10 protein-coding genes are annotated in these 12419 nt (G+C 40.6%); 3 read left to right on the top strand and 7 right to left on the bottom strand.

Translation table 11 applies throughout. The annotated features are described in order from the left end of the window. Window positions 1–217: 217 nt before the first annotated feature. From K2F45_RS14375 to K2F45_RS14360, 4 genes are all read right to left on the bottom strand, one after another. Window positions 218–1312, bottom strand: coding sequence for an AI-2E family transporter (locus tag K2F45_RS14375; protein WP_075992785.1), 1095 nt, complete (start codon window positions 1310–1312; stop codon window positions 218–220). A gap of 249 nt (window positions 1313–1561) precedes the next feature. After that, window positions 1562–1759, bottom strand: coding sequence for a hypothetical protein (locus K2F45_RS14370; RefSeq protein ID WP_088161708.1), 198 nt, complete (start codon window positions 1757–1759; stop codon window positions 1562–1564). A gap of 79 nt (window positions 1760–1838) precedes the next feature. After that, window positions 1839–4877 (bottom strand): SbcC/MukB-like Walker B domain-containing protein, encoded by a 3039-nt coding sequence (locus K2F45_RS14365; RefSeq protein WP_075992783.1) that lies wholly within the window; start codon window positions 4875–4877, stop codon window positions 1839–1841. 3 nt (window positions 4878–4880) lie between these two features. Beyond that, complete coding sequence (locus K2F45_RS14360) at window positions 4881–6086, bottom strand: metallophosphoesterase family protein (protein WP_248931739.1); 1206 nt, start codon at window positions 6084–6086, stop codon at window positions 4881–4883. 247 nt (window positions 6087–6333) lie between these two features. On the opposite strand from K2F45_RS14360, the gene K2F45_RS14355 reads away from it, so the two are divergent. Beyond that, window positions 6334–7032 (top strand): carboxylesterase family protein, encoded by a 699-nt coding sequence (locus K2F45_RS14355; protein ID WP_075992781.1) that lies wholly within the window; start codon window positions 6334–6336, stop codon window positions 7030–7032. Window positions 7033–7120: 88 nt separating this feature from the next. On the opposite strand, the gene K2F45_RS14350 is transcribed toward K2F45_RS14355, so the two are convergent. Continuing rightward, the gene (locus K2F45_RS14350) at window positions 7121–7882 is read right to left on the bottom strand and encodes a murein L,D-transpeptidase catalytic domain family protein (RefSeq protein WP_083663644.1); all 762 of its coding nucleotides are present in this window, start codon (window positions 7880–7882) and stop codon (window positions 7121–7123) included. A gap of 82 nt (window positions 7883–7964) precedes the next feature. After that, a complete protein-coding gene (locus K2F45_RS14345; protein WP_075992780.1) occupies window positions 7965–8984 on the bottom strand; it encodes a L,D-transpeptidase in 1020 nt (339 codons plus the stop codon). Between the two features lie 266 nt (window positions 8985–9250). On the opposite strand from K2F45_RS14345, the gene K2F45_RS14340 reads away from it, so the two are divergent. After that, window positions 9251–9664: an NUDIX hydrolase gene (locus K2F45_RS14340; protein WP_083663643.1), complete on the top strand. Its 414-nt coding sequence runs from the start codon at window positions 9251–9253 to the stop codon at window positions 9662–9664. 70 nt (window positions 9665–9734) lie between these two features. Further along, window positions 9735–11105, top strand: coding sequence for an OmpA family protein (locus tag K2F45_RS14335; protein ID WP_075992778.1), 1371 nt, complete (start codon window positions 9735–9737; stop codon window positions 11103–11105). Between the two features lie 95 nt (window positions 11106–11200). Here K2F45_RS14335 and K2F45_RS14330 read toward each other — a convergent pair whose 3' ends face one another. Beyond that, entirely contained in the window at window positions 11201–12253 is a 1053-nt protein-coding gene (locus K2F45_RS14330) for an outer membrane beta-barrel protein (protein WP_075992777.1), read from the bottom strand. Window positions 12254–12419: the final 166 nt, after the last annotated feature.

Raw genomic sequence — 12419 nt, 5'->3', positions numbered from 1 at the left:
TACGTTTGCTTTTAAATCAGTTTTAGTGATTTTATCGTTTTAATATTTATGCTTAATAAATTGTCAAATTCTGTGTAGAAAGCATTGAACAATCTATTGTATTAATGATTCAAAACTATGAAAAAAAAGGGATTATCAATCGTTGAATCTCATTTATGACAGTTTACTGGATATTGATGCATTTGTGATCAAATCAACTTAACCTATTGAAGTGCCCTTATTCTATAATGTCAGGGCTGTCATGAGTAGACTTTGTGTCTGTCAATGAGGTAGATTGAATGATTTCAGGCGTACTTCGTCCAAATTCAATACTGTAGACTTTCAGGAGTACGCTAACGCAGGATAAAATGAGCGGACCGAAGATCAATCCCAGCATACCAAATAGATTTAATCCTAATAATACACCGAACACGGTTATTAATGGATGTACATCGCCCAACTTTTTCAATATGGTAAATCGAAGGACATTATCAATACTCCCGATGATAATGATCCCGTATAAGGCAAGACCTATTGCATTTCCGGACTGCCCATTCGCAAGTAGAAAAAGCGCTGCCGGTAGATAGACTACCATCGTTCCCAAAATAGGAATTATGGTGGAAACAGCGGTGAGTATCCCTAGAAAGATAGGGCTTTCCAAGCCAAAGAACCAATAGCCAAGACCGGCTACAATACCTTGGCACATGGCCAAAATCGGGATACCGATTGCATTGGATTTTACCATCATGTCAAACTCTTTCCACAATTCGGCTTTACTGGCCTTGGTGAAAGGGATCGCTTGATAGATGGTTTGTTCCAATTTTTTGCTGCTAACCAACATGAAATACAAAACAAACAAAGCAACCAATATATTGACACCCACTTCTGCAACGGAATTCAGAATATTGGGTATGAATTTAGCTGCTTTTTGAAGCGCTCCCATTAAGGCAGTATCTGAAAGATCAATATTGCTTAAATAAGGACTGTCTTTAAAGTAGGTTTTGATCGAGTCAAACTTGTGCATCAGATCGTCTTTGTTGCTAATGACTTCTGTTACCTGAGGTACCATGTAGTTGATTAACAGATAGAGTGGTCCTACCAAGAATATGATGGTCAATAATATCAATAAAATACTGGCGAAAGATTTATTCCATTTTTTTTCTTCAGTCAACTTAAAGTTGATTTTTCTAAAAAGAACATATAAGGTAACTGCTCCCAGAAAACCGGGTAGGTAGTAAAATAGGCTTGTAAAGATCAATATACATATCGCCAGAATGATGACGATTAGCATGATTTGATTGATGGAATTATTGTTGATTTGTTTGTACTTCATATAGCTGACAAATATACTGTCTATCGATTGTTATTTATCGTATGACAATATTTTTTTAGAAAAGTTTTATCTTGTTAAATTAAACTTCCTTTTTTATAATTTCAATGATTTTTTGAATTTCTTTTTTTTGTCCCCGGATCAGCTTGGATGAGGTGGCTCCATGAGAATGGCAATGACGCTATTTTGCATCCAGCGACTACAAACCAATTGTTCACTTTTGGATGGAAAGATAAGCCTTTTTATTCGAATTTAGTTTTGATTCTGCGGCATTAAAACCTCCCTCAAGATCGTTAGGATATCGTATTGTTTGACAAAAAGCATGGATTGTGTTGTCCTTAATGGACTGGAATCTTTAGCTGAAAAGGTCGTGTTGACTACTGCTTTGGTCGCTTTATGAAAAAAAGGATGAGACCCTTTTCCTTTTTTGTTGTTTGAAAATAAGCCCATAATCTTTTGTTTTTGTTGGTTATAGCGATCAGGCTTGTTCAGCGGGACCGCTATAACTAATATACAAAATAAAACGGAATTAATTGATAAAAATTTGGCTACCCTGTTCTTCATCCTTTTCTATCGAAAGGGACACTGGAATACGTTCTTTGAGTTCTTCAACATGTGAAATAATGCCGACGATCCGGTTTTCCTTATGTAAATCCAATAGCGTTTCGAAAACAATATTAACAGAAGTGATATCTTGTGTTCCAAAACCTTCATCGATAAAAAAGAAGTTTTTGGCCGCACGTGAATTTGACTGTACACTTTCTGCCAAAGCCAAAGCCAAACTTAGGGATACCTGAAATGCCTGTCCACCGGATAGTGTTTTTACGCTGCGACTTTTTCCTTCATTCAAATAATCTATAATTTCAAATTCATTGTTGTCGTTCAGCTGTAAGCTAAGCTGATTTCGGGTCATGCGATGGAAACGAATATTCGCATGATCACACAGCTGCCGTAGGTAAATCGAAGAAACATATTGTACAAAGCCCGCACCTTTAAAGAGATTAAAAAGTTGCTTCAAATTGTCATGGCGTAAATTTAGTTTTACCTGTTGTTGCAGGAGATTTTCCTTTTTTGCATAGGCGATTTTTAGCTGATCGCGCTCCTGCTGAAGTCGGGCAACAGCTTCAGTGCTCGCTTTCAATTGTTGGGCGCTCTCATCCAGGATTTTTTCCTGTGCGAGAAATTGGTTTTCGTCATATACCTGGTCGACGAGTTTCTTTTCCAACTGACTGATCTGTGCCTTCACGGTTTCAAACTGGATTTGAAACTGTTCAAGCTCTTGTCGAATCTGTATGACAGACAAATTCTCGGCAAGGATTTGCCGAATCTCTGCCAAAGTTTCAAAGGGTGAAGCCACAAGTAGCTGCTGGATTGTAGCATCGGTTTCTTGACTTTCACGACGGATATCTGCAAGCTGTTCAACAATCGTCTGTACCAAGCTGTATTGTGCTGCAAATTGACTGTTTAACTCATTTAATCGTTCGCTTAAAGTAATGTAGTCGCGCTCAATCTCCAGATTTGATCTTTTCAGTGCAGTATATTCCTTTTCAACTGCTTCGGATTCCCGCATCTCATAATCAGACCAGCGCAGCGCTTTCAGGTTCCCCATATTTTGATTAATCTGGGCCTGTTTGCTTGCTTCATCACGTTCAAACTGATGCAGTGCTTTATTGTATTTCTCCAGCTTTTCCTCAACGGAAGCCAGTGTAGTCTGGTGCTCACCAAGCTGTTGCTCCACTGTTGTTATCTCTGTTTCGATCCGGGAAAGTTCCTGCTTATTTGATGTGTAGCTGGATTCATCCGTAGCGCTATAACCGATCCATGTAAATTGCTGAGCATGCGCAATTTTGTTATTGGTATTCAGCTGAATTTTCGTGTTTAGATCTTGTTGCTGATCATTTAATGACTGCAAGCGCAGCTGGAGTTTTTCGACTTGGAATTGTTGGTCCTGTTGATGCTTAAGACTTTCATTTGTCTCGGCAATCAATTTTTCATTGGCGGCAACTTCCTGGGAAATATCCTGTCCTTGGTTGATAGCAGGATGTTCCAATGCTCCACATAGTGGACATGGGGATCCTGCTTTAAGGTTTTCTGCATATTGGGTCAACCTTTGCTGCAGGAGAAGATGTGATTTTTCATTTTGGAGAGACTGAAGTTTTCGCTCGAGGGCACTGGCTACAAGGAGGTGATTTGATCGGAATTTTTCGAGGTCCGGATGAATGGCCTGGAGTTCCTGCTTCAGCACAGCTATACTTGTTTCTAAATCAATGGCCTGCTTGTTTAGATCGTCTTCCTGTTGTTGGATGCCCTGCTGTTTGGCGTACCACTGGCCCAGCTCCATGAGTTCATGGGCAGAAGGCTTTGATTGCTTTAGACTAGCGATCTGAATTTCTGTCTCTTGGATTTTGGCTTTAAAATGTCGTTGTTGCGCTCTTGTTTCCTCCACAAAATTACGCCCCTTCTGTGCCCGATCCTGTAAACTCTTAATTTCATTTGAAAACGTAATCAATTGGCTTATCAATTCAAGGTCCAGTTCCTGGACACGACGTTGCGGCAGTAGTTCGTATTGTGATTTCAACAGATTGAGATTTGAGGAATGCTCCTGCATCAGCTGCTGAATTTCGGCCTGTCTCTTTTTTTCGGTTTCTACTCTTTTATGTGCAATTAGGCCTTCTTGTGCTAATTTTTCCTTGGATTTAAGAATATGTAGAAAGTTGGTTTGCGCTTCCTCAAAGCGGTTTAACTTTAATCGTAAGGTCTCTTTTTCACCTTTTTGTTCTAGCAATTGCTGAAAGAGCGCCTTCACCGTACGAAGCTCTAAGACATCCTCTTTGAGTTTTTTGAGCCTTAAGAACTTTTCATGATGCGACTTGTACGACGATTCAATCGCGACAAAGGACTCGACTGCCAGTTGGAGATTTGTTTCGGTCGTTTCTATCTGTTCGCTTGTAACCTCGTCAAAACCTATTAATTGACCGTTGAGGTGATCCAGTTCGGACTGATTTCTTTTATAGAGGTTGGAAACTTTATCCTGCAGGTCAAATCGATGCAGTTGAAAAATCTCTTTCATCATATCCGTCCGTTCCTTAGCGCCAAGTTCTATAAACTCTTTGAACTGCCCTTGGGGAATGATGATTGTTCTTTTAAAGTTCTCATAGCTTAATCCAATGATATGCTGTGTGTTGCTGCTTTCCTGTGGAACCCATTCTTCATTTATTTTTTCGTAGAGTACAACCGTGGGGGATTTTACATCATCGAAATTTTTGGAATTGCGTTTAAATTCGCGGGTAATTCTAAATGTACGGTCTTCAAAATTGACAAAATCAAGCTCGATATAAGATCGATTGGACTTGAGATTCATCATGTTATAAGCGCGTTTATCCCGTGCATTCAAGCGTTCCGTTTCTCCAAATAAGGCGTAGGTAATCGCTTCCAATATCGATGATTTACCGGAGCCTACAGCACCGAAGATACCAAAAAGCCCCGCTTGAGAAAGCGCGGTAAAGTCGATCGTCTGACGTTCTTGATAAGAGTATATCCCCTCTAGAGTTAGCTTTAATGGAATCATGGATTAAGAGTTTAGGATTTCGCGAAAAAGATCAAGGATGTCATCATTGGGCGCCTGATTACCATTCTTGGATTTGAAATAATCGTTGAATAAGGTCGACATGTCTTGTGTAAGATTGATTTCTTTGTTGTCCAGAAGCGCTTGCTCATCTTGTTTAACGAGCGGAATGAGATAGATTATTCCCGAATGGCTCTGATAGATTCGCTTGCGGTCTTCGGCTTTTAAGAAGGTTTCTGATTTTAGCGTGAGCTCCACCAAAGCATCGGGGTTTTCAGACAACCAGGATATGCACAGTTCAATATCGTCGAACGATTTTCGGATCAGCGGTTTGCCCTGAGTTAGTGGAATGCGCTCAACCCTTGCTTGCTCGCCGGCCGATACATTGACCAGTGCAACGTATTTAGCTTGCCCAGCCTCCGAAAAACTATAACATAGGGGTGAAGATGCATAAATCACCGGTTTTTCGGCAGAACCGATATTTTTATACCCGTGGAGATGCCCTAATGCGGTATATTGGACCTGTGGTGGGATGGCCTCTGAATAGATTAAGTCTGCATTGCCAATTTTGACCGGTTTTTCGCCGTCAGGCTCCTCTAAAAGTGCGCTGCCCAATTTATTCATGTAAAGATGTGCCGTCAATATATTCACGCCTTTATCATCGCAATAGGTATTGGCTATTTTTTGCCAATTTGCTGCTAAGACCTCATTTAATTTACTTTCTTTCTCTTCGCCTAGATATTGTTTTAAGCGTATTTCGTTGGCATAGGCTGTATGAAGAATACGAATCGGGTAGTCAAATTGCGGTAAGCTCAATTCAATGAAGCCCTTATCTGACTGTAACACGGTGAAGCCATCTGTTGCGAAAGGGGTAACCACAGCATGCGGATGCCCAATTAGGATGATGCCCGACGCTCGTGCCAAAGGATCGGGCGCGTCAATCAAATGGGGTGAATCGTGATTGCCCGCGATTGCTAGTACTGGGCGTATGCCATTCTTGGTAAGACGCTTGATTGTTCGGTAGAATAGTTCGATGGCTTCCACACCGGGATTGAAGGCATCGAACAGATCTCCTGCGATGATCACGAGATCCACGTTTTCCCGGTCTGCGATATCAACGATTTCATTCATGACCAGTACTTGTTCATCTATCCGGGAGAAACTGTCCAATCGTTTTCCTAAATGCCAATCGGCGGTATGCAATATTTTCATGTGAGAGCTTGGATATTTTGCGCAATGTTACAAACTAAGATAAATTTGGCATGAAATGCAATTATAATTGGATGGAATCTTCCAAATGATCAGTTTGGGGCCAATATGGGATGTAGTCTTTGCTTTGTGCTAAAGTGTAATGTTGTCGCAATTGAAATGTTAAAACATGTTAAATGCGTGTTATAAAAGTCATTTAATTGTATTTTTAGTGCTCCAAAATTAAGCTAGATAGTCACAGACAAGAAATATGCGAAAAGTTTACCTGTATATCTGTTTTTTCTTTATGCTGTTGATGCGCGTAAACGCGCAGGAAATACACGCTATAAAAGGAGAAACTGCTTATCCTTTTTTATTGAAAGATGCCGCACCGGATTCATTGGAATCTGAAAAAAAGCCTGTATTTGTGTTTTTACATGGAAGAAGTTTGTCCGGGACAAATTTAGATCGTGTAAAGCGTTATGGTGTATTGTATGCCATCAACAAAGGGCAGGAGGTACCTGGGATAATTGTTGCGCCACAGTCCCGCGGAGGATGGAATCCGGACAAAGTAATCGAAATTGTTGACTATGTTATTGAACATTACAATGCTGACCCCGACCGTATTTACGTTTGCGGCATGAGTATGGGGGGCTATGGCACCATGGATGTGGCTGGTAAATATCCCGAAAGGGTGGCTGCTGCAGTAGCAATTTGTGGCGGCGGATCGAGTCAGTATGCATCCAACCTGACGCAGGTGCCGATATGGCTTCATCATGGTACCGCTGATCGTGCAGTGCCAATTTCGGAGTCCAGAAAAATTATGAATGCGATCAAAAGAGAAGATCCGGATGCAAATGTGAGCTTAAATGTGATAAAAGGGGGAACCCATGGAAGTGTGGAGCGATTGTTCCATGATGATGCAATTTACAATTGGATGTTGAAGTTTAAGAAAAAGCATAAATCTTAGGGTCGTGTTGGTCCGGTAGCGGTGTATCAAAAGACAATTTATAAATAAAAAAGCCTGATGAAGTATTTCCATCAGGCTTTTTTATTTATTAGCCTTCGTGTTCAAATGCAGGCGGTCTTTTTTGAAATTGTGCCATCAATATATTAGGTTGATGAATCAAGTGTGTCTTTGCGAGATATTCGGAGTTGTCGGCATAAATAAACAACAACGTTCCATCTTTGATGGTGTTAATGATAGGGCCTGCAAATTCCCTTGGTACTGCGGGGCAGCCGTAGCTTTTACCGAGTCTGCCTAAACTTGCTATTGTACCTGTGCTACAGTAATCGGCGCCATGCATCACAACGTATCTTGCTTTTGCATTGTCATTTATACCTTCTTCAAGACCATTTAATACCAAGGAGTAGCCATTCTCGCCGTTGTATGTGTTTTCTGTTGTGAAGAACCCTAAAGAACTTTTAAGTGACTCCTGTTGATTTGAAAAATTGACGGCATAGTTTTCTCCGCTATTTTTTCCATGCGCAACCAGTGTGTTGAAAAGTACTTTTTTGTGCGCAAGGTCGAGTACCACAAGTCTTTTTTCCGTTGATGCCAATGAAAAGTCAATGACGGTCATGATGTCCTTGTTGTGGATCGGAAGTTCTTTTCTGCCTTCCATTGCTTGACGAAACGCTTCGTATTTTAATACTTTGCCTAGATTCATTTCATCATACAACGAGTCAACTTCGGTGCGTTGACGTTCGACATTGATACGATGAGTGCTGGTGGTTTGTTGATCTGTTGTTTTTAATTCTTCTTGTGAGGACAATGCTGTATTGAGTGCCATCAAAAGAAACATAAACGTATTTCCCATTCTTCTCCCTTTTCTGTGTAGATGTTTACAAAATTAATTATTAAAGTTAATACATATTTGATTTACAGAATGTTAAATATTGTTAATCAATAACAACGACCAGTGAAGCGAGGTCTTTTGACCGTTTATAGACAAATTGAGCGTGAGATGACGCATTTCTGACGCACATATGCGACTTGGGGGTTGTGCCTAGGCTCTCACTATATTCGATAATGCTGCCATTGGGATTGTTGACTGGAACTCCATGTATATAGGCTCCAGCGGTAAATCGAGTGGCATAAGGTGCGAATCCGGCGTAAGTTTTGGTGCCGTCTTCATAATAAAACATCTTGGATTTGTGTTCCTGAACAACAAAGAGGCCTGTTGGTGTTTCCTGGGCATGAGGAGGTTTGTGCCGACCACTCGTCACAGGGTTCATGCTTCGGATAAGCCATTCGTTTCCGACTTTTTCCAAGGTACAGATATTTTGGTTCTTTACATCGACGACATTGATGATCTTGAACTGCACAGTGTCGCTAATAATACGCAGATACCTTTTGGGAACCGTATATTTTCCTTCGAATGAAATCCCTTCAATCGGAATTCGAGCTATGCTGTCGGGGCCTTGTATGCGGACGAGCCAGCCGTCCCGACCGTAACGAACAGCTTTAGCGCTGTTAAGATCGTAGAGTGGTGCCGCTTGATAGCGTTCAACGTTGAAACTGTCGGATACGCGTTTATAAGAGTCCCGTTTATAGTCCTGTATTGTTGGGGCTTCGCCTTTTTCATTTTGATAATTCTGTAGAACCCCATACAGCGATGGTGTCTGTTGAAAATCTTCGATAAAGGCCAGGCGTTCTTTGATCTTTTCCCATTGAAAACTGCGTGTGGTGTCTTTGTAAGGATAGCTGTCTTCCAGGGTGTATTTGTTGTAAAGCAGCTCTTTTTTTAAGATAATATCCTCAGCGGTAAATATTTTTTTCTGCTCAACCTGCTCTTTAGGTGGAGTAGGTTTTTGCTGCTCAGTTTGCTGATTGGTTTTTGCTGTGTTTTTCTTGTCCTGCTGGCATCCCGGCAATAGAAACAATATGCTTAGTATTAAACAGGTTAATCTTCGATTCATATATGGAAGTATAGATTATCGTTTTATACCTTAAACTTAGATAATTAGTTTATTATTTGCAATTTTATTGCAGTTGAAGGAAATAGATCTGCTGTTAAACCTTACTATTCGTTTTGTGAACTGTAACAGATTTTCAATGATAAGGCATTTATTTCGGTAAAATTTTATTTTAAAGAGCTGTCTTGAATGCGGGGGGAGATATTTCTGCAATGATGGATAAAAAGTTAGTTTTGTGATCTGAAATAAATGATTCTGAAATAAATGATATGGACAAGATTGTTATTTGCTCGGCGGTGATGCTTGCTCCGGAAGGAGATTTGTTAATGGCTCGTAAAAAAGGGTCTAACTATTTTCAGCTACCTGGGGGGAAGGTAGGGCCGGAAGAAAGCCGTGAGCAGACCCTAATTCGTGAATTGAAAGAAGAGCTTCGGTATGATGTGAGCAGCATGGAAATAAGCTTTATCGGTAGTCACAGTACACAGGCTGTAAATGAGGTAAATACGGTGGTCGTGGGCTATATCTATTTAATTAAACTTGCAGAGCGACATGCATTTGAGCCTTATGAAGAACTGGAAGAAGTGCTGTGGATCAGTAGAGCTGATTGGCAAAGTTACCAATGGGCCCACCTGGCATCCGAGTTTGTTCTACCAAAATGGCTTTCGGGTGATTTTGATCGTTAAATCGTGTAGGGTAAACAAATTAAACCTTTGTTTGTTAGAGTTTTATATAAACTATAAATAAACAAAGATTATGGAAAATCAGCTTTTAAAAGGGGCGAAGGACTTTTTTGACGAAGAGGCGGTCGCTCAGATAGGGCAAGTTTTAAATCAGGATAAAGAGGGGGTAAAGCAGGGTTTGAATGTAACAATTCCCGCCTTGTTTTTAGGTTTAAGCCAACATTCCGATTCCGGTAGTGGGATTTCGGCGATACTTGAAAGGGCTAAGCAGCACTTTGCGAATTTTGATTTCCACGAGCTTCTCGGTAGTGTGACCAAAGCAGATGAGCCCGCAGGGGATCCTGCTGTGAAAGGCGAGAATGCTCAGGGTTTATTGGGATCAATATTTGGTGACGGTCTGGATACTGTTTTGAGTACTGTTGCCGGTTATTTGGGGTATGATGGCAGTTCCATTGGGAAATTAATGAATTTTTCTTTGCCCGCGATATTCTCCAGTCTAACAAATAAGGGCCAAAATTGGGATTTTGATCGTATCGGTCATGTTTTGGAGGAAAATAAAACCGCTTTTGCTGCTGCTGTTCCAGCTGGGTTAGGCTTAGGCGCCTTTGGGAAGCTTTTTGATGGTGCGCATTTTTCTGCACCGGAAGAATCCGCGACTGAACATGCAATTCCTGCTGACGTTGCTAAGGAGGTGGATAGTCATAAGTCAATACCCATTAATCCGGCAAATGAACTGGAAGCACATAAAGAGCCCTTGTCACTGCCAAGAGCGGAAGAGTCCAGGGCAGCAATCGCTGGAACCGGTTCGGGTGGCGGTTGGTGGAAGATTTTAATCGCCCTGGTCGTATTGGCTGCACTTTGGTTTTTATTTGGAAAAGGCTGTAGTGGAAGCAAGCAAGACGGTGCTACCGACACCAGTGTAAATAAGACAACGGTAGAGTCAGATACTATGAAAACGGGTTCCGGTATGGTCGAGCGCGAGCAAACGGAGGTCATCCTACCAAACGGTGTCAAACTTGCTGCTTTTAAAGGCGGGATAGAGGATCACTTGGTCCAATTTTTAAAATCCGATTATAAATCGATGGGTGAAGATTCTCTGAAAAATACCTGGTTTGATTTCGATAACCTGAATTTCAAAACAGGTACAGCCGAGGTGCTGCCTGAAAGTCAGGTGCAACTAAGTAATCTTGCAGCGATATTAAAGGCTTTTCCTGCAGCTAATATCAAGATCGGTGGCTATACAGACAAAACGGGCAATGAGGATTTTAATAAAAAGTTATCGCTTGAGCGGGCAACGGCTGTAAAGGATTACCTGAGTAAAGAGCAGCTTTCCAAACAGGTAATAGGTGCAGAGGGTTATGGCTCACAGTTTGCCAAGTATAAGGCCGATGCGCCAGAATCTGATCGTATTATGGACCGGCACGTTTCGATAAGTGTTCGATAATTGCTCTGTGCAGCATAACTAGACCGCTGCGAAAATAAAAAAGAGCAGATTCCACTGGAACCTGCTCTTTCTTTTTATGTGTAATGCAAAGTTGTTTAGAAACTGTAGACACAGGCCAACAGAAATTGTCCTGCAGATTTGGTTGGGCTTAGATCGTTTTTGATGAATCGTTCGGTATTTCCTTTGTCAATTCTGATTTCGGGAATAAATTTGAATCCATGGTAATTATATTCTGCTGTTAAGGTGGTTGCGAGGATATTGGAACTAGGGATTCCATTTTCTTCCTCTTTATGCGTTTGGAAAAACTCTTCGCGTAATCCTAGGCCGAAATGTTCTGAAAAATGAATTCTTGGGTAAAGTGCTACTCCAGAGTACCCCCCACCATCTCTCTTTTTATAATTTGTAGCATTTAAACCAAGGAAAAATTTGGAGGTGAAGTCATAATTAGCAACGAGATCGACCAAGGTTCCAGAGCTGTAATTGGTTTTACCGCCAGCAGAGGATCCTGTCAGGAAATTGAGATAAAAGCTGCTTTTATCATTGGGGGTATAGGCTAGTTGGGAGCCGACATGGGAAACTCCGTTCATATCTTGATAGACATTCCAGTCGTTAAATAGTCCGACCATTAAAGCCACTTTATCTGAGAAACTATACGTAGCTTTTAAACCAGCGTCTTGAAATGGGCCGGCGCCGAATAAATAAGAAGTTGAATAATGGAAGTTGTAGGTTGGTGATATCACTTCAAAACCCACAAATGTTCCCATGAATCCTGCAGTAAGATTGAGTTTCTCGGTTAGATCATAGCCTACATATAGATTTTGGATATGAAAACTGTTTTTGTCGTCGCCAGCCTGGCCATCGCCATTCATAATGGATCGATATTGCCCTCTGGGGCCAAAAGATAATTCTCCGACAAATGATGCTTTTTTAAACTTCTTTTTTACAGCCAAATCCACCATCCCGATAGAGACGGAGTTGTTGTCTTCGGTAAAATAGGTGTTGATGTTAGGTTTGTTTTGAAAATCATATTTCCAATAGGTATCCACTGATCCGGATATTTCTATCCCTTTTTCTTTTGTTTCTTCTTGTGATGTCGCTGTTTTTATTAGAAATAGTGATAAAAAGATGGTTGTTAGAAGTTTTTTCATGTTTTTTTTGGTTTAAGTTTGATTTGTTTGATTTTTTAAGGCTTAATTCTTTTGTTTTGTCTGTTTTGTATTGGTTTTTGTTTAAAAATTAATTGGTAATTATGGTTTTTGTGTTTGTTTTTGTGAAATTATGTAAAAAAAATCATAAAAAATAAAATAACATAGT

This window comes from Sphingobacterium siyangense (assembly GCF_023277505.1).
Lineage (GTDB): Bacteria > Bacteroidota > Bacteroidia > Sphingobacteriales > Sphingobacteriaceae > Sphingobacterium > Sphingobacterium siyangense.
This window is presented reverse-complemented; position numbering and strand designations above follow the sequence as displayed.

Excerpts from the sequence above, each read along its gene's own strand:
- K2F45_RS14375 (WP_075992785.1), bottom strand. The coding sequence starts at position 1,312 with ATGAAGTACAAACAAATCAACAATAATTCCATCAATCAAATCATGCTA.
- K2F45_RS14370 (WP_088161708.1), bottom strand. The coding sequence starts at position 1,759 with ATGGGCTTATTTTCAAACAACAAAAAAGGAAAAGGGTCTCATCCTTTT.
- K2F45_RS14365 (WP_075992783.1), bottom strand. The coding sequence starts at position 4,877 with ATGATTCCATTAAAGCTAACTCTAGAGGGGATATACTCTTATCAAGAA.
- K2F45_RS14360 (WP_248931739.1), bottom strand. The coding sequence starts at position 6,086 with ATGAAAATATTGCATACCGCCGATTGGCATTTAGGAAAACGATTGGAC.
- K2F45_RS14355 (WP_075992781.1), top strand. The coding sequence starts at position 6,334 with ATGCGAAAAGTTTACCTGTATATCTGTTTTTTCTTTATGCTGTTGATG.
- K2F45_RS14350 (WP_083663644.1), bottom strand. The coding sequence starts at position 7,882 with ATGGGAAATACGTTTATGTTTCTTTTGATGGCACTCAATACAGCATTG.
- K2F45_RS14345 (WP_075992780.1), bottom strand. The coding sequence starts at position 8,984 with ATGAATCGAAGATTAACCTGTTTAATACTAAGCATATTGTTTCTATTG.
- K2F45_RS14340 (WP_083663643.1), top strand. The coding sequence starts at position 9,251 with ATGGACAAGATTGTTATTTGCTCGGCGGTGATGCTTGCTCCGGAAGGA.
- K2F45_RS14335 (WP_075992778.1), top strand. The coding sequence starts at position 9,735 with ATGGAAAATCAGCTTTTAAAAGGGGCGAAGGACTTTTTTGACGAAGAG.
- K2F45_RS14330 (WP_075992777.1), bottom strand. The coding sequence starts at position 12,253 with ATGAAAAAACTTCTAACAACCATCTTTTTATCACTATTTCTAATAAAA.